Source organism: Fusicatenibacter sp., assembly GCF_050872605.1.
GTDB lineage: Bacteria > Bacillota > Clostridia > Lachnospirales > Lachnospiraceae > Fusicatenibacter.
Genome location: NZ_JBNMHD010000051.1, coordinates 1 through 17,538 on the forward strand (window position 1 = coordinate 1; position 17,538 = coordinate 17,538).

Here is a 17,538-nt window from a genome sequence, read left to right on the forward strand (position 1 = left end):
GTCGAAAATAGTTCGACTGTGACTTGCCTCATGCCAGTGGAGGATACCGATTTCTCTCCGCCCGCCACTGCCGTTATGTTTCTTTTAACAATTCATCCCACCGCTTTAGAAGCGGGGGACTTCTTGTCTACTGATGTTAAATATCCAGCTCTGCATCGGTTGCATGCTCATAAATAAATGCTTTCCGCGGCGGAACCTCAGTTCCCATCAGCACTTCCGTTACATCGGAGGCCATACGGGCATCTTCGATCTCCACACGCTTCAAAAGTCTCGTCTCCGGATTCAGTGTCGTCTCCCAGAGCTGCTCCGGGTCCATCTCGCCAAGGCCTTTGTATCGCTGCAGCGTAAATTTCTCTTTGTGTGTCTTTCTGTATTTTTCCAGTGCTTTGTCGTCGTACAGATACTCTTCTTTTCCGCGGGACGGCATTGCCTTGTAAAGAGGCGGCATCGCGATATAGACATGTCCCTCGTAGATCAGCTCCGGCATGAAACGGTAGAACAGCGTCAGTAGCAGTGTTGAAATATGCGCACCGTCGACATCGGCATCCGCCATGATGATGATTTTATCGTAGCGGAGTTTGGTGATATCGAAATCGTTGCCGTACCCCTCGGAAAAGCCACAGCCGAATGCATTGATCATGGACTTAATCTCGGCGTTTGCCAGAACTTTATCAATAGAAGCCTTCTCTACGTTCAGAATCTTACCGCGGATCGGCAGAATCGCCTGGAAATTACGGTCACGCGCCGTCTTTGCAGAACCGCCCGCAGAATCTCCCTCGACGATAAAGATCTCGCACAGCGACGGATCCTTTTTCTCGCAGTTTGCCAGCTTGCCGTTCGTATCAAACGAATATTTCTGCTTCGTCAGCATATTCGTCTTGGCTTTTTCTTCGCTTCTGCGGATTTTGGCAGATCGCTCGGCGCAGGCAAGGACGTTTTTCAGCACTTCGAGATTGCGGTCGAAATACAGCGGAATCTCCTCGCCCGTTACTTTTCCGGCGGCCTTTGCCGCATCCGGGTTGTCCAGCTTCGTTTTTGTCTGGCCCTCGAACCGCGGATCCGGGTGCTTGATCGAAATAACAGCGGTCATACCGTTTCGGATATCCGATCCCGTAAAGTTATTGTCTTTTTCTTTTAAGACACCGATCTCTCTGGCATAGCTGTTCATAATCGTCGTAAAGGTCGATTTGAAACCGGAAATATGGGTACCGCCCTCAGCGTTGTAGATATTATTACAGAAGCCGAGCACGTTTTCCTGGAATTCGTTGATATACTGGAACGCACATTCCACGGTAATGCCCTCAGATTCCCCTTTGAAATAAATCGGATCGTGGATTGCCTCTTTGTTCTTATTCAGATCGCGCACAAAACCAACAATGCCGTCCGGCTCGTGATACGTCAGGTGCTCCTCTTTTCCATCGCGCAGATCGGAAAAATAAATGGTAAGCGCCGGGTTCAGATATGCAGTCTCATGGAGACGGCTTTTGACCTCTGTTGCGGAAAAACGCGTTTTCTCAAAGATCTCCGGATCCGGCAGGAAGTTGATGCGGGTTCCGCTGTTCTTCGTTTTTCCGATCTTCGGCAACAGACCATCCTCATCGAGTTCCTGTACGGCAACACCCCGTTCGTAGCGGTCGTGGTAAACCCAGCCGCCGAGGCTGACCTGTACGTCAAGATAGGTGGAAAGCGCATTGACAACCGAAGAACCGACACCGTGCAGACCGCCGCTTGTCTTGTACGCATTGTTGTCGAATTTACCGCCGGCGTGCAGGGTTGTAAAAACGAGACGCTCCGCCGGAACGCCTTTTTCATGCATGCCGACCGGGATTCCGCGGCCGTTGTCGGTCACGGTCGCCGAGCCGTCTGCTTCAAGTGTTACGTGAATGGTGTCGCAGCAGCCCGCAAGATGCTCGTCCACCGCATTGTCTACAATTTCATAAATCAGATGATTCAGGCCTTTCCGCGAGGTACTTCCGATATACATACCAGGGCGCTTACGCACTGCTTCGAGACCTTCCAGCACGGAAATACTGCTGGCATCATACGTTTCTTTTTTTGGCATAACTGTTCTATCCTCACTTATGTGTTACTGTCTTTTTCTCTTAATAATACTTCTGTCTGTCCCATTTTGGGGGCACAGTGTTTTATTATATCATTTTTCTTCCCGTAATAGCAAGATTTTCTTTAGAAGAAAGAATCTCCTCCGTTCATCAGCTCTTTGAAAGAAGTCACGTAGCGGTCTGCTTCCTGCTCCATCTTTGCGCGGTTTCCTTCCCCGCTTCTGTCATACACGCCCACAGCCGCAAATCCGCCCATTTTGGCGCCGCGGATTCCCGCGAGGATATCTTCATATACTACACACGTTTCCGGCGGAAGAGACAGCTTTTCGGCCGCCTTCTCGTAGATATCCGGAAAGCCCTTGCCGCGCTTTACTTCCGAGACGGTGACAAATGCTTCAAAATACTCGTAAATTCCATTTCGCTTTAAGGCCGGCTCATACAGCTCCGGGCTCGATGAGGTAGCAACCGCCATGCGGATTCCTTTTTCTTTTAAATAGCGGAGATATTCTGCTGCCCCGTCTTTTAACTCCACTTCATACGTATAGGCGTCGACCGCCATCTGATGCCACTCCTGAATCAGCTCTTCCGGCGTTTCCGGAAAGCCGAACCGTCTGATCGTGTAGCGGGCAGCCTCCAGAAAGCCGAGCGGTGTAATCGCCTCCTGGTAATCCGGCGGAACCTCAAGTCCTCTCTTCTTTAAAAATGCAACATCGATGTCATCCCAGACCCGCATCGAGTCGAGCAGCGTTCCGTCCAGATCAAAAATGGCTCCTTTGTACTGTTTCATTTGTCTTCTCCTTCTCTATTCTAATCTTTTTTCTTTCTTTTTAGAACGTATTTCTGTTTTTTAGAACATTTGTTTGTTTTATCATACCATAACTGGCAAAAAATGCAAGTAAAATGCGAATTTCGCTACTTTTTGAAATTTTTTAAAATTTTTTCAAAAAAACACTTGCATTTTCTCCAGACATCGTGTATTATAATCGAGTACGGTTCGTTGGTCAAGAGGCTAAGACGTCGCCCTCTCACGGCGAAAACAGGGGTTCGATTCCCCTACGAACTGCTGAAGGTCTGCAGGATGCCTTCTCTCTTAAAAATCCTGTTTTAAGCGACATGGTTCGTTGGTCAAGAGGCTAAGACGTCGCCCTCTCACGGCGAAAACAGGGGTTCGATTCCCCTACGAACTGCTGAAGGTTTTGCAGAATCCCTTCTCTTTAAAAATTCTGTTCTATATCATACGGTTCGTTGGTCAAGAGGCTAAGACGTCGCCCTCTCACGGCGAAAACAGGGGTTCGATTCCCCTACGAACTGTTGAAGGTTTCACAGAGTTCCTTCTCTTTTAAAAATTCTGTTCTATATCGTATGGTTCGTTGGTCAAGAGGCTAAGACGTCGCCCTCTCACGGCGAAAACAGGGGTTCGATTCCCCTACGAACTGCTTTTAAGCGGAGCCTGCATGGCTCCGTTTTTTGTTGCGCTGATCTTTTTTCTTCCTATCATAAATGCCAGCAAAAAAGCCCGGCAGTTTTCTGCCGGACTTTTCCTTTTTTCTGACAAATCTTTTATTCTGCGTAAATCTTAACCAGCTCTTTCAGCATTGCCATCGTCTTTTCCATTCCCTCAACGGTAATGTGTTCATACGGTCCATGGCATGCATATCCGCCGGTTCCGATGTTCGGACACGGCAGACCCATGAAGCTTAAGCGTGCGCCGTCTGTACCGCCGCGGATCGGAAGAACAATCGGCTCCATGCCGGCTCTTCTGGCTGCCTCTTCGGCATTCTCAATCAGATGATAGCACGGGCGGATCTTCTCAGCCATATTGCGGTACTGCTCTTTGATCTCCAGTTTTACCGTTCCCTCGCCGTATTTTTCATTCATTGCTTTTTCAATCCGGCGCAGATTCTCTTCTTTTGCTGCAAATTTCTCTGCATCGTGATCACGGATGATGTACTCGGACTCGGCATGTGCCACATCGCCGGACATACTGGTCAGATGATAGAAGCCTTCATATCCTTCGGTATTTCTCGGGGACTCTGCTTCCGGCAGAAGAGACTGGATCTCGCTTGCAACAGCGATTGCATTGATCATCTTGTCTTTTGCTCCGCCTGGATGGATGTTAAATCCGGTCACCGTGAATTTCGCTCCGGCTGCATTGAAGTTTTCGAATTCGATTTCTCCCTCTGTGCCGCCGTCCACGGTATAGGCAAACTCTGCGTCAAAGCCTGGAACATCAAAAAAGTCAGGGCCTTCACCGATCTCCTCATCCGGTGTAAATCCGATGGAAATCGGACCGTGCGGGATTTCTCCGGCAAGAAGGACTTCTGCCAGTGTCATAATCTCTGCCACGCCCGCCTTGTCGTCAGCACCGAGCACCGTTGTTCCATCGCTTGTGATCAGTGTTCTTCCGGCCAGGGATGGAAGATGCGGGAATACTGAAACTTCCAATGTTCTTCCGCTGTCAGCCAGCTTCAGATCCTTTCCGTCATAATTTTCATGTACGATCGGATTTACCGCATGATCTGCAAAATCGGATACCGTATCCATGTGTGCGATAAATCCCAGTTTTGTCTTTCCTTCGTATCCTTTTGTTGCCGGAATTTTTCCATAGACGTAGCATTTATCCTCTACACGGACATCCGATACGCCGAGCGCTTTCATTTCTTCCGCAAGCTGGTCTGCCAGGACTCTCTGGCACTCAGAAGACGGATGGGTTCCGCTCTTCTCATTGCTCGGTGTCGGCACTTTAACATAATTCAGTAATCTTTCATATGCTTTCATTTTCTTCTTCTCCTTCTTATTTCATCAGCTTCTGGATGGTTTTGCAGAGCTCATCCACGGCGCCTTCTTTTCCCTGCCGGATATCCTCCACAACGCAGGATTTAATGTGGCTGGAAAGCAGTACCTTGTTGAAGCTGTTTAATGCGGACTGGATCGCGGATACCTGGGTCAGGATATCGACGCAGTAGCGGTCGCTCTCCACCATTTCCCGTATTCCGCGCACCTGGCCTTCAATTCTCGAAAGACGGTGGATCAGATCTTTGTATTCTTTTTCATCCCGCACTTTTTTCCGGTCGCATTCGCTGCAGTGTGTACAACATTCACCCATGAGGTTTCCTCCTTGTGTTCCGTCACTCTATATACCCCGTCTGGGTATAAATTTATGATACTCTTTTGCCCCGGCTTTGTCAATCTTCGATTTTTGCCGCAAGCGCGCCGTACAGCTTCTGGTTTACCAGACTTGCCGCGCTGCACTCCGCCTCCGGCGCGTTCGCCGACGGCTCTCCGCAGAGATCGACCGCAAGCACCTTTCTCCCCGCAAGACAGTCCTTTGCAAGGGACAGCAACTCATCCACACGCACATTTCCCTGATCCCAGTTCGTATCAAGCTCCTCCTTTGACAGAATGTCCTTATCGACCGACAGATATACCGGAAGTGTTCCCGCATGGGATGCAAAAATCTCTTTGATCTTCGCCGCTCCGCTTCCGTCGTCGAGCTCTTCCTGTGTCACAAACCAGACATGCTCCATCGCTTCTGTTTCCCGCACCGACGCCTCCGGCGGGCCGATCACACAGATTCCTTTGATGTTCTGATACGCCCCGGCAGCATCCCGGATCCAGGAACCGCAGGAGATCACCGGAAGAAGCGCCGGCGGCTGCATATCGGTATGGTGGTCGAATACGGCTAAAAACAAATCTTCTTTTTCCAGTCCCAGCAGCAATTTGCTCATATAGTGATAATTGCCGGAATCCAGAAGGCGGATCCGCGGCAGCTCTTTCGTTTCTTTTTTTCGGTCAAGTTCCGCTTCCAGAAACTGCTCCGTTTCCGGATCGAGATAACCGTCAGTTCCCCGGAGTTCCCTCAGATCCCAGATCTTTCCCGCCTGCTCCCAAACATATCCTTCGGACTCATAAATTCCGGAAAGGCTAAAACAAAATGGTTTCATCTTCTCTTCTACTCCTGTTATTTATTTAATGGATTCAGCTTTCTTCCTGCCGTCACAAGAAGAACGGCTGAGATCAGAAGCTGCAGAACGGCACTCGCCTCCGGCAGATAATGGATCAGCGGATTCTGTCCGTAATTTCCAAGCAGATAGCAGAGCTGTTCCATCTCTCTTCCGTTCCCAAGCTGGCGGCTGATAATTCCTGCAAATGAGGTAAACGGATTCAAAAGTAGAAGGTAAATTGCACCCCCCACATCGATCTGCTGGTACGTTGCTGCCATCTGCTGCTGCAGCAGTCCTGCGTAGTAGGCAAGCCCTGTGCAGGCGCATGTTCCTACGACCAGAAAAACGACGATGACATAGGAAAGAACGGTCGCCAGCGTGGTCCGCTTAAAAACAACCGAACAGAAAATGCCGATACTGCCGACAAAAATTCCGGTCAGAAGAAGGCCTCCCGCCATCAGAAGCAGTCCGCCAAGGCCGATACCGCCGAACACCACAATAAAGGACAGCACCGGCAGTGCCGAAACCGTCAGAATCAGGACGACGCCAAGCGATGCCTCCAGCTTTCCCGTAATGATTCTCCACGGGTTCAGGTTCGTCGTCAGCAGCACGTCCAGCGTCTTTTTCTCACGCTCCAGCGAAATACTTCCTCCTGCAACCGCCGGAACTGAAAGCGTGACAAGGATAAACAGAAGATACGTCATCAGAATATAACAGTTCATCGGAACGCTGTAGCTGGCCGGTGCCAGATAGCCAAGCTGGCTGCTCTCCCCGAAATAGCAGACAAACGCAACCACGGCAAGCAGCAGATTACAGACAAAAATAATCCAGGAAATCCGCGATGACCGCGAGTTCCGTTTCATTTCTTTTTCAAATACAGGATTTAACCGCACGTTTCGTTCCCTCCTTATCCGATCGTGTTTCCGAACGTTTCTGTGTTTCGGCTCTTCTGTTCCGTTTCCCCGGTCAGATGGAAGAACAGGGACTCCAGGCTGTTGTGTTCCCGTGCAAACGAAACCACAAGGATTCCGGCATCTACCAGTTTCTGCAGCAGATACGCCTCCTCCTCCCGGCTTCCCGAAAACCAGGCGGCAATCTTGTTTTCATCCACAGAAAGGCGGCTGACCTGCGGATCCTGCCGCAGCAGTTCCAGCGCCCTTGGCACCTGGTTCAGCACAGTGATGCGCAGCGGATTGGAGCTGTCGATCGCCAGCATAATGTTTTCCAGCTTTCCCTGCTGTACCATGACACCTCCGTTGATGACACCGATGCTGGTGCACAGATCCGCTAATTCTGAAAGAATATGGGAGCTGATCAGAATCGTGTAATCCTCCCGTGCCAATCGTTGCAGGAGAAGCTGAAAATCCTTTCTCGAACGCGGGTCCAGACCGGAATTCGGCTCATCCAGCACCAGAAGCTTGGGCTTATGGATCATCGCGCGTGCCAGACAGAGCCGCTGCTGCATGCCTCTTGAGAGCGAATCCACCATCTGCTCCTCTTTTCCTGATAGTTCGACCATCTCCAGCACTTCCCGCGCACGGACGGTTCCTGCCCGCCCGTAAATTCCATACGATGCGGCAAAAAATTCCAGATACTCTATCACGCTTAAGTTTTCATAGACGCCAAAGAAATCCGGCACAAAGCCGATCAGGCTTTTCTGCTTCAGAATGTTTTTTGTCGTCCGCACGCCGTCCAGCCACAGATCGCCGCCGTCGCTCTTTAAAAGCCCCGAAATAATGCGCAGCGTCGTTGTTTTTCCCGCACCGTTCGGTCCGACAAAGCCGTAAATATCGCCTTTTTTTACTTCCATATCAAGACCGTTCAGGGCATATGTTTTTCCGTATTTTTTGGTCAGTTTCTCAATTTTCAGTATCGGCATTTGGCTCCTCCGCTAACAGGTTCTCCAGATATTGCTCCGGTAGGATCTCTTTCGCCTTCACGATCAGATTCGGTGCCTCATAGTATCCATAATTTTCATGATACTCTTCTCCCTTTTCCTCTTCGGAAAGACGGTACCGCACACGGATCTGGTTGTCCGCATTCACATACTGCGCCTCCAGCGCCGGATCACTCGCAAAATCGATCTCCCAGTCGGAAATTTCATCATACGTTCCCGTCTGAAAATTGTACAGCTCAATGATTCCATTGAAATTCCGGATCTTGGTCCCATCATCCGTGCGCGCCTTCTCAAAAGCAAGAGAAAGAATCGTTCCCCGTTTTCCTCCCCCGCCTGTTTCTGCCGCCCGGATCTTATCTTCCAGCGCCGTCATCGCATACGGCCAGAACGCAGGATTATAGATTCCTTCGGAATCCGGCTGCATCACGTCTTTGGCATACGTTCCATACAGCCGCCAGATGTTGTTGTTTTCAAAGACGCCGTTCAGATAATACGTTACCTCGGTTTCCTCTTCCGAGATTCCGCCGGAATTCGGTCCCATCTCAAAACTTACCGTGGTTCCGCCGTCCCATCCGCTGTACTCCTGCGCATACGGGCAGTACACAACGCCGTCCTCTTTCATGTCCACAGATACTTCCTGATAGTAATACGAGATTCCATACGCTTCATATCCGCTGTCAAGCTGAAACGTATCGTCATTGCCGGCCAGCTTTCCAAAGAAAAGACAGTTGTCACTCCGGTTCGGCATGTGATTGTAGATAACGCCGTCCAGATAATTTTTCTCCATCTCCGGCAGATCCCCTGCCGCACTCCAGGCACCGAAATCCCGTACGCTGCCCGCTTCTGTTCCATCCAGCGTGATCGTTTCCCCGTTTTTAATATCTCCGACGAGGGCACAGTAGCCCGGAACTGCGATCACACAGCTTTCCAGATCATGACCCGTCTTATTTTCCACGGTTCCGCTGATCTTCTGATCCCAGAAATGAAATGTGCCTTTCAGCCCTTCGCCCTCGTCCAGTGTTTCCATCCGCTGCATACCGAATTCATTCAGGGCAAATGCGGCCTGATTGGAAATCTCTGCCCTGTTTTTCTGTTCTCCGAAACTGATCTCCGTCTTCTCATATTCCGCATCCTCCGTTTCCGGCTGTGCCGTGCTGTTGGACATATAGTCCATACGGTTGTACGTCACCAGATCGTAGGACGGATCCAGATACAGCTCATAGGAAGCATTGTACGGCGCCTGTGCACAGAAATTAATGTAATCTTTCTGGTATGTATCGTACTGCCAGATTTCTCTTACATACGTCAGCACCGGGGCCTTGAGCCTCGTGCTCTGGCCAAACAGACTGATCAGCATAACAAAGACGGCCGAGCAGGCACAGATCGCCCCCCAGAGATACTGGCGTTTTCCTGTTTTTTTCAAAAAGAAATACAGTCCCGGTCCTGCCAGAACCAGATAGACCAGAATCAGGCCGCCGTACAGCACCGTATTCGGACGGTTCCGGATCTTGGTATTTTCCAGAAGATCAGAAATCGTATAGTATTTCTGATAATTCGTATTTCGTTTTACCAGAAGGCGGCTGGTGGTCTCTTCGTCCAGAATATTTTTCAGAAACTCCACCGGCGCCTCTTTAAACGCACTGCACTGGCTTTCCGCGAACGTCTCGTTTCCCGAAAAGGTGATCAGAATACCTCCTTCGGCCTGCCAGAGATCGATCTCTTTCTGGATTGTTTCATCCAGTTCTTCTTTGGACTGCTCCAGAAGGATCAGCACATCCGGCGAATACGACTCCGCAAGCCCGACAAGCTCATCGGCCCGGACAGATGCAGCTTCCACCTCATAAATCCCGTCGTTCAGCGTAACTCCATTCAGCTGCTGCCCGTAATTGGTTTCTTCTTCCACAACACAGACTTCCACATTGGACTGGAAGAAGCCTTCACTCGAAATCGTTTCTTCCTGGCTGTACACCGTATCCTTCTGGCTGTTTTCCAGACGCAGTACACAAAAAGACGTATTTTCTACCAGAAGCCCGGCAGAAAAAGTCTTTGTAACGGTTCCGTTCGCCGGAATATAAATGGGAAAGCGGTAGGTAAAAAGGCTGTTTCTCTTATCACCCGACCGCTTAACCCCCGGAAACAGTTTTGAGAGAATGCCTTCCCCGCTGTTTCCGCGGTAAATCGATTCCGCGTCGTTTTTGATCTGAAAAACAAAGTATCCTTCAAATTCGACGGCGCTCTCATTTGTAATTGTCACACGGATCGGTACGTGATTCCCATCCTGATAGTTTCCTTCGAATCCATAAGAAAAATCAATCTGGTATTCCCCTGCGTAGCTGTTGGCAAGAAGCTGCTTTTCTTTCCCGCCGCTTCTTCCGCCGTCCGACGGCGCGTTCTGATAAAGTTCTGTCCGCGTTGTCATCGCAGACACCCTCTGAACTCCCGCCAGAAGCAGAATCAGCAGCAAAATACCGGACAGACAGCAGATTTTGCTTCTTCTTTTCCTGTTCATCGCTTTTCGTCCTCTTTCTTCCCATTTGGCATTCCGACCGGCAGTTCCACTTCAAAGACGGTTCCCTGCAGATCACTTTTTACCCGCACCTGTCCGTGATGCAGTTCCGCAATCTGCTGTACAATCGCAAGTCCAAGTCCCGTCCCGCCTGTATCGCGGCTCCTCGACTGCTCTGTCCGGTAAAATTTCTGGAAAATATGATCCAGTTCCTGTTTTGGAATGATCCGTCCGTAGTTAATGACACGCGTGACCACATATTCGCCCTCTTTTTCCATTGAGACGCGGATCTGTTTTCCCTCTTTTCCGTATTTGACAGCATTGTTCAGCAGATTTCCAAAGAGCCGTGCCAGCAGCTCACCGTCCGCCTCGAGAAAAATTGTGTTCTGCGTATGCAGAAATTCCACCTGCAGCTCATTTTTCACAAAAGACGGCGTCATCTCGTCGAGCATCTGCTCCATCAGCTGCACCAGATCAAGTTTTCCGAGATGCAGCTGCATCTCTTTGTGCTCCAGCTTGACGAATCCAAACAGTTCGTTCGTGAGCTGCTCCAGACGGAGTGCTTTCTGATAGGCAATATCGATATAATGATTTCTCGTCTTCTCATCCAGATCCGTCCGCGTGCGCACCCAGCCGAGATAACCGATAATCGAAGTCAGCGGCGTACGGAGGTCATGTGCCACGGATGAGACGAGATCGTTTTTCGTATGCTCCGCGATCCGCTCCCGCTCCATAATTTCCTTGATATTCTGCTGCATCGTATTTAAGTTCTCCGCCATCACAGAAAACTCGTCATTTCCCTTTACCTCGATCGGATGATCAAAATCCCCTGCTGATATCTCCTTTACCTTTTCCAGAATCTTCCCAATGTATCGGATGGTTTCGCGCATCAGGAAATAAAAGGTCAGGCAGAACGAAAGCAGCGCAGCCGCCGTCAGAATCATCGTCCGCACCGATGGACGGAGGCCTCCCGGTCCGATCCAGGCGCTCCGGTAACCGATGTTCATCAGTCCATTGCCGAAAAAGGTCAGAATCCCGTCGGTAAGCGTCACTACAAGCACCGTGACAAGTGCACTTACAATCAGATCAAAGACCATCCTCTGGCTGAAGTTTTTTATAAAATCAGGCTTCAATTTTGTATCCCACTCCCCAGACTGTTGTAATAATCTTATCTTCTCTTGTGTCGTCTTTCATTTTTCCGCGCAGACGGCGGATATGTACCATAACCGTGTTGTTCGCCTCATAGAATTTCTCATGCCAGACGCGCTCGAAAATTTCGTCTGTACTGAACACGCGGCCCGGGTTGGAAGCCAGCAGGTACAGAATATCAAATTCAATCGGTGTCAGCTTGATGCTTTCTCCGTAGCAGACAACCTGATGGGTTACTTTGTTGATTTCGAGATGCTTTAAGGAAATTACTTCCTGGCGCTCGTGCGGCTTCGACGGATTCAGTTCGCGGTAGCGGCGGAGCTGGGATTTTACACGCGCCATCAGCTCCAGCGGATTGAACGGTTTTGCCACGTAATCGTCTGCTCCCGTTGACAGACCGACGATCTTGTCGATATCCTGCGTTTTGGCACTTACCATGATGATCGGAATGTTGTTCGTCTCCCGGATGCGGCGGCACATCGCAATGCCGTCCATATCCGGCATCATCACATCGAGCAGCACCAGGTCGATTTTCTTCTCCTCCAGAATACGGAGTCCTTCTTTTGCACTGTATGTTTTTAATACCTGAAATCCATCGCTAATCAGATAAATTTCCAGCAGATCCGCGATTTCTTTTTCATCATCCACAACTAAAATATTTGTTTCTTCCACGTCGTTTCCATCCTCTCTGTTTTTAACTACCGTAATGGTACCATGAATACTCAAAAAAATCTTTACTTAATTCTTACGTCTGTATTATCTATTATAAAAAGAAAAGCCGCCTTCCACAAGAGGCCGCTTTTCTTTTCTTCCTATATTTTTTATCTTCGTACTGCGCGGCGGTATACCACAAGAGAAACCGCTGCAGAAATAACCTCCGTGATCCAGAAAGCGTGCCATACGAAAACGCCGCCTCCCAGATGGGACAGCAGGTAAGCTGCCGGGAGAATGACAATGACATTTCGGCAGAGGGAAATGATCAGGGAAGATCCGCCTTTTCCGAGTCCCTCGAGCGCACCGGAGGATGTGATGGAAACTGCCGAAATCAAAAAGCCCGCGCTGATGCGTGTCAGTGCCTGTCCGCCAAGGCAGATGGTCTCCGGATTGCTGCTGAACAGTCCGATCAGCTGTTCCGGAATGGCAAGGCAGATGCCGGTTCCGACGAGCATGATCACCGCACACATAATCAGAGTAATCTTATAAATCTTCCGCACACGCTTATGCTCGCCTGCGCCGTAGTTGAAGCCGATAATCGGGCGCATGCCCTGTACAATGCCGTTGGCTGTCAGATAGATGAACGTCTGCAGCTTGTAGTAAATGCCGAGCACGACAACGTAGCTCTGGGAATACACGGCCAGGATTCCATTCAGTGCGGAAATCAGAAGAGACGGCAGCGCCAGGTTCAGGATCGCCGGAACGCCGATCGCGTACAGTCTTCCGACCAGATTTTTTCCTTCTTTTAAATATTCCGGACGGATCTTGACCGAAATCGGACGGATCTTGTAAATAATCCAGTAAATCACGACCGGTGTCACCTGACCGATACCGGTTGCAAGTGCCGCACCCTCAATTCCAAGGCGCGGGAATGGTCCGATTCCGAAAATAATCAGCGGATCCAGAATGATGTTGACAATACAGCCGATCATCATACCAGTCATCGTCACTTTCATCCGGCCGACTGCCTGAAAAACCTTTTCAAAGTAAAGGTTTGCCATGATTGCTATGGTAAACAGAAAGATAATCCGTGAATACCGGACACCAAGATCGATGACAGTTTCGGAAGAAGAAAACATCCGCAGGAAACGCTCGATGACCAGAAGGCTTCCGATCGTTAAAATAACCGCATGCAGCATGGTAAGGGCAAGACCCTGCGTTGCAGCACAGCCGGCTGCCTTTTTGTCACCTGCTCCCAGATAATACGAAATCACCGCATTCAGTCCGATTCCAAAACCGATGGCAACGGCATTTACAAAATTCTGTACCGGATAAACCAGGGAGAGCGCCGTCATGGCATCTTCGCTGATCTGTGCGACAAAGAAGCTGTCCACAATGTTGTATAAGGAATTGACCAGCATCGAGATTACCATTGGAAGCGCCATCGAAACCAGCAGTGGAAATACTGGCTTTTCTTTCATAAAGTTTTCGTTCATTATTACCTCCATTTGTGATCTTTTCTGTTGGTGGGCTCGTTGCTCACACAACTATGAGAAACACGCTTTGCGAGTTTCCCATAGTTTTCGCGGCAGTCGCCAAGGTCTCGTGCAAGCACGGACTTTGGCTCGTTGCTCGCGAAAAAAGCCACGCAATTATCTGCTTTCGATAATTGCGTGGCGAAAAGAACTTTATTACAAGTTGAAAAATCCACACCAAGTTTGAGAGCAATATACCACACTTTGCCCGGGCTTGTCAAGATTTCTCCTGTAACTTTTTTTATTCTACATTTTTCAGTGCCTCGTCCATCGGAATCTTTTTGATGTGGCGGAACTGCAGCACAGCGATAACAGCATACGCCGCAAGGCCCATCAGATACATTTTTCCGTAAATTGCCGGATCAATATAGTATGTCAGCCAGCCGCTGTACTCGGAAAGCATAATGACATAAATCTGGTGGATCAGCGCGGAGGCAATGATCAGGCTGACACCGATTGAGACGATCACAACCCAGGTTGTCGCTGTCAGATACAGACTCAAAATTTCCCTGTTCTCGTAACCGAGAATCTTTACCATCGAAATCGAAGTCGTATTCTTCTCGATGATCAGCTTCGTCAGCAGATAAATCAGCAGCATGAACAGTACAATTGAGAAAACATTGATCAGCTGGAACATTTCTCCCATCGACACATTGAGCTGCCGTGAAATCTTTGTCATATCATCTTCCGTAATTTTCGTCGCGATATACGATTCCTCCAGATCCGTGATCGGCTCGTTGGAGAAATAACCGTTAAAGTAGTCCTCTGGATGATCGAATTCCTCGCAGAAGACATCCAGCGGCAGAAATACCGCAAGGGCTCCCGGGTAAGCATAAATGCTTTTTACCTCAAAACTGTACGTTTTGTCCTCATACGGCTCTTTCAGTTCCAGCGTATCGCCGACTTTCATTCCATATTTTTCGGCATAACCGTCGGAAATCGTCACGCCGTTCTCAAACAGTTCAGCTGAAACATATTTGCTGTCTTTCTGAATTCCATATACCGAAATGCTCTCGCCCTCCCGGTTTTTCGGAATATTCTTCAGCGATGTGACGGCAAACGTTTCCACGCCCTCCGTATTTGTCTTCAGCGACGGCGTCAGAAGCTTCTGCACAATTCCCATCAGTGTGTACTCATCATCCTCATCGATCGGATCCGGAACATTTAATATATACTGGTAATCTGCCAGCATATTTTCCACCGCCTCCGTCTGGTAATGTGACAGCAGCGGTTTCATCATCATACCGAACAGCAACAGAATATTGGCAAATACGATACCGAGAAACAGGGTAAAGTAACTCGATTTGTTCTGCAGCAGGATCCGCAGACGAAACCGCGAGAAGAACCGGAAGTTCGGAAGACGCACCGCATGGCTTTTTCCTTTCTTTGCAAAATCGTGGCGCAGAAAACGCAGCGGTGACAGACGCAGACGGCCGGAAATCAGCACCGCGTTGATCACAAACATCAGAATTGCCGGAATTACGGTCGTGAGCAGAAATGCATTGGCATTCCACCGCGTCTGATACGTCGGCAGACTGTAGCTTCCATAATACATACCGGCGCAGATATCTTTAAACACGGTGTATCCCAGAATATTTCCAATCACCGCCGCCAAAATCGTAATCAGTACCGGCAGGGACAGATAATGCAGCAGAAGTTCCCGTCTCGTATAGCCGGATGCACGCAGCGTTCCGATCACCGACGCTTCTTTTACAATCGTATTGTTTGTCGTAACTGCAAAAATGAACGCCATAATGGCAATCAGGATGTACAGCAGTACCTCCATCATCGCCTTGTCACCGCCCATATCATCGCCGGTAAATTTAATTGCCTGATTGCCGTAGCGCGGCAGATAACCCGTCAGCGAGGAATGAGCCGCCAGCACCTCGACGAAATCATCGGACCATTCTTTTTCCTCGTTTTCATCTTTCGGTTCCGTATCGTATTTCCAGGAATAGCAGTATTTGATATGGTCATCGGTAATGGCATCATACCCTTCTTCTGTCATGATTCCCACACCGAATTTAACCGCATCGAACATCATGTCACTCGAATTGCTGAACAGCGCACTGTAATCCGAAAGCGCCACAAGACCGGTAACCGTCAGTTCTTTTTTATCAACCGAGATCACATCACCGACCTGCAGGTCATTATTGTCCGCATACATACGGTCAATTGCAATTTCATCCTTCTGCTGCGGCATTTCGCCTTTCATCAGGCAGACCAGATTGACCTCTGTTCTGTTTTTAAAAAGACGGATCGTGCTCTCTGGTTCCGAATCCAGATCCGTGTCGGCATCTTCGTCTTTATAGAAATTCTCGTAAATCGTTACCTTCTCTTTTTCCAGCCGTGTTCTCTGGTTGTCGGTGAGCTTCTGTTCTGTTGTAAAATTTCCGTTTTCCACGTTGTATTTTTCAAAGCTCTCATCGTAAGCATACAGCATGCTCTCATCCGCAACGAGAAAACCGGACACAAAGCCAATCGTCGCCGTCATAAACAGAAAAATAACGAGATATTTTCCAATATCGTTCTTCAGTTCCCGCAGCAGGCGTTTTCGTAATGGATTTTTCATACTTCCACCCCGCTTTACCAGTCCAGATCGCCGGCGGCGATTTTGGTCTCATTGACGTAGTTTTTACGGATCTGGCCATCGCGCAGACGAATCACGCGGTCTGCCATGTTTTTGATTGCATCGTTGTGCGTTACCATGATGACGGTGTTGCCGTACTTCTGATTGACATCCTCGATCAGCTTTAAAATCTCCTTGGAAGTATGGTAATCGAGTGCACCCGTCGGCTCATCACAGAGCAGAATGCTCGGATTTTTGATGATGGCTCTTCCGATTGAAGTACGCTGCTGCTGACCGCCGGAGAGCTGGTTCGGCAGCTTATCGCGGTGGTCATAGAGTCCCAGTGTCTTTAACAGATCGTTGATATCAAGCGGATGATCGCTTAAGTATGCGCCGACTTCAATATTTTCTTTCACCGTCAGGTTTGGAATCAGATTGTACATCTGGAAAACGTATCCTAAATGTTTTCGTCTGTACCGTGTCAGCGTTTTTTCATTCATATCCTCAATTTTTTCGCCTTCAATCACGATCGAACCGCTGTCCGCCTCGTCGATTCCGCCGATAATATTCAACAGTGTCGATTTACCGGAACCGGACGGACCGAGGAGAACACAGATTTCACCTTTTTCCACAGAAAACTGGATTCCCTTTAAGACCTCCACACGGCTTTCACCGGTTCCAAAACTCTTCTTCAGGTTATTAATCTCAAGAAACATAACTTTCCTCCCTGCATCTTTTTTCCTGAGTGTGTAAGAGTCTATTTTGTGTTAGACTCTTCTAACCCCATAATACTGCTTTTTCTGTGAAATGAAAAGCGCTGTTAATGAGTATTTTTTCTCATTAACAGCGCTCTTTCTTTTATTTTTTAACAACAAAAAACCACCGGATCTCTCCGATGGCTCTCTTCGATATACCTTCAAAACCGCATACACTTAACATCTATACATCATACCATACTTTCTTTCCGAACACAACCAATTAGGTCAAGCCCTCGACCGATTAGTAACAGTCAGCTCCATGCCTTACGGCACTTCCACCCCTGCCCTATCTACCTCGTCGTCTTCAAGGGGTCTTACTTCTTTCGAATGGGATATCTCATCTTGAGGGGGGCTTCACGCTTAGATGCCTTCAGCGTTTATCCCTTCCCGACTTGGCTACCCGGCCGTGAACCTGGCGGTTCAACCGGTACACCAGAGGTCAGTCCATCCCGGTCCTCTCGTACTA

Annotated in this window: 13 protein-coding genes, 4 tRNA genes and 1 rRNA gene; 4 read left to right on the top strand and 14 right to left on the bottom strand. The window is 49.0% G+C overall.

Translation table 11 applies throughout. From position 1 onward, the window contains the following. Positions 1–136: 136 nt before the first annotated feature. Complete coding sequence (locus tag ACY2VT_RS12745) at positions 137–2,062, bottom strand: DNA gyrase/topoisomerase IV subunit B (protein WP_461874263.1); 1,926 nt, start codon at positions 2,060–2,062, stop codon at positions 137–139. Between the two features lie 122 nt (positions 2,063–2,184). After that, positions 2,185–2,847, bottom strand: coding sequence for an HAD family hydrolase (locus ACY2VT_RS12750; RefSeq protein ID WP_022463106.1), 663 nt, complete (start codon positions 2,845–2,847; stop codon positions 2,185–2,187). A 204-nt stretch (positions 2,848–3,051) separates the two neighbouring features. On the opposite strand from ACY2VT_RS12750, the gene ACY2VT_RS12755 reads away from it, so the two are divergent. From ACY2VT_RS12755 to ACY2VT_RS12770, 4 genes are all read left to right on the top strand, one after another. Then, positions 3,052–3,123, top strand: a tRNA-Glu gene (locus ACY2VT_RS12755). A 52-nt stretch (positions 3,124–3,175) separates the two neighbouring features. Further along, a tRNA-Glu gene (locus tag ACY2VT_RS12760) sits at positions 3,176–3,247 on the top strand. 52 nt (positions 3,248–3,299) lie between these two features. Further along, positions 3,300–3,371 (top strand) — tRNA-Glu (locus ACY2VT_RS12765). Positions 3,372–3,424: 53 nt separating this feature from the next. Further along, positions 3,425–3,496: transfer RNA gene (locus tag ACY2VT_RS12770), tRNA-Glu, on the top strand. Positions 3,497–3,620: 124 nt separating this feature from the next. Here the strand turns inward: ACY2VT_RS12770 and pepT are convergent. From pepT to ACY2VT_RS12830, 12 genes are all read right to left on the bottom strand, one after another. Next, on the bottom strand, positions 3,621–4,838 hold the full coding sequence (gene pepT, locus ACY2VT_RS12775) for a peptidase T (protein ID WP_461880148.1): 1,218 nt from the start codon (positions 4,836–4,838) through the stop codon (positions 3,621–3,623). A gap of 16 nt (positions 4,839–4,854) precedes the next feature. Next, complete coding sequence (locus ACY2VT_RS12780) at positions 4,855–5,166, bottom strand: metal-sensing transcriptional repressor (protein ID WP_022463104.1); 312 nt, start codon at positions 5,164–5,166, stop codon at positions 4,855–4,857. Positions 5,167–5,245: 79 nt separating this feature from the next. Next, complete coding sequence (locus ACY2VT_RS12785; protein WP_461880149.1) at positions 5,246–6,004, bottom strand: arginase family protein; 759 nt, start codon at positions 6,002–6,004, stop codon at positions 5,246–5,248. Between the two features lie 17 nt (positions 6,005–6,021). After that, entirely contained in the window at positions 6,022–6,897 is an 876-nt protein-coding gene (locus ACY2VT_RS12790) for an ABC transporter permease (RefSeq protein WP_461880150.1), read from the bottom strand. Between the two features lie 14 nt (positions 6,898–6,911). Then, entirely contained in the window at positions 6,912–7,877 is a 966-nt protein-coding gene (locus ACY2VT_RS12795; protein ID WP_461874273.1) for an ABC transporter ATP-binding protein, read from the bottom strand. Further along, positions 7,864–10,410: a hypothetical protein gene (locus ACY2VT_RS12800; RefSeq protein WP_461880151.1), complete on the bottom strand. Its 2,547-nt coding sequence runs from the start codon at positions 10,408–10,410 to the stop codon at positions 7,864–7,866. Before ACY2VT_RS12800 ends, ACY2VT_RS12795 begins: the two co-directional genes overlap by 14 nt. After that, a complete protein-coding gene (locus ACY2VT_RS12805; protein ID WP_461880152.1) occupies positions 10,407–11,504 on the bottom strand; it encodes a sensor histidine kinase in 1,098 nt (365 codons plus the stop codon). The genes ACY2VT_RS12800 and ACY2VT_RS12805 overlap by 4 nt, the downstream gene beginning before the upstream one ends. A 25-nt stretch (positions 11,505–11,529) precedes the next feature. Then, positions 11,530–12,228: a response regulator transcription factor gene (locus ACY2VT_RS12810; protein WP_461874267.1), complete on the bottom strand. Its 699-nt coding sequence runs from the start codon at positions 12,226–12,228 to the stop codon at positions 11,530–11,532. A 149-nt stretch (positions 12,229–12,377) separates the two neighbouring features. Beyond that, positions 12,378–13,706, bottom strand: coding sequence for an MATE family efflux transporter (locus ACY2VT_RS12815; protein WP_461880153.1), 1,329 nt, complete (start codon positions 13,704–13,706; stop codon positions 12,378–12,380). Between the two features lie 280 nt (positions 13,707–13,986). Then, positions 13,987–16,317, bottom strand: a complete 2,331-nt coding sequence (locus ACY2VT_RS12820; RefSeq protein ID WP_461880154.1) for an ABC transporter permease — start codon at positions 16,315–16,317, stop codon at positions 13,987–13,989. A gap of 14 nt (positions 16,318–16,331) precedes the next feature. Next, positions 16,332–17,030 (bottom strand): ABC transporter ATP-binding protein, encoded by a 699-nt coding sequence (locus ACY2VT_RS12825; protein ID WP_118741530.1) that lies wholly within the window; start codon positions 17,028–17,030, stop codon positions 16,332–16,334. A 263-nt stretch (positions 17,031–17,293) separates the two neighbouring features. Next, positions 17,294–17,538, bottom strand: a 23S ribosomal RNA gene (locus ACY2VT_RS12830); the annotation flags it as partial.

Bases quoted from the DNA above. Each gene is read 5' to 3' on its own strand.
- ACY2VT_RS12745 (WP_461874263.1), bottom strand. From the start codon at position 2,062: ATGCCAAAAAAAGAAACGTATGATGCCAGCAGTATTTCCGTGCTGGAA.
- ACY2VT_RS12750 (WP_022463106.1), bottom strand. From the start codon at position 2,847: ATGAAACAGTACAAAGGAGCCATTTTTGATCTGGACGGAACGCTGCTC.
- pepT (WP_461880148.1), bottom strand. From the start codon at position 4,838: ATGAAAGCATATGAAAGATTACTGAATTATGTTAAAGTGCCGACACCG.
- ACY2VT_RS12780 (WP_022463104.1), bottom strand. From the start codon at position 5,166: ATGGGTGAATGTTGTACACACTGCAGCGAATGCGACCGGAAAAAAGTG.
- ACY2VT_RS12785 (WP_461880149.1), bottom strand. From the start codon at position 6,004: ATGAAACCATTTTGTTTTAGCCTTTCCGGAATTTATGAGTCCGAAGGA.
- ACY2VT_RS12800 (WP_461880151.1), bottom strand. From the start codon at position 10,410: ATGAACAGGAAAAGAAGAAGCAAAATCTGCTGTCTGTCCGGTATTTTG.
- ACY2VT_RS12805 (WP_461880152.1), bottom strand. From the start codon at position 11,504: ATGGTCTTTGATCTGATTGTAAGTGCACTTGTCACGGTGCTTGTAGTG.
- ACY2VT_RS12815 (WP_461880153.1), bottom strand. From the start codon at position 13,706: ATGAACGAAAACTTTATGAAAGAAAAGCCAGTATTTCCACTGCTGGTT.
- ACY2VT_RS12820 (WP_461880154.1), bottom strand. From the start codon at position 16,317: ATGAAAAATCCATTACGAAAACGCCTGCTGCGGGAACTGAAGAACGAT.
- ACY2VT_RS12825 (WP_118741530.1), bottom strand. From the start codon at position 17,030: ATGTTTCTTGAGATTAATAACCTGAAGAAGAGTTTTGGAACCGGTGAA.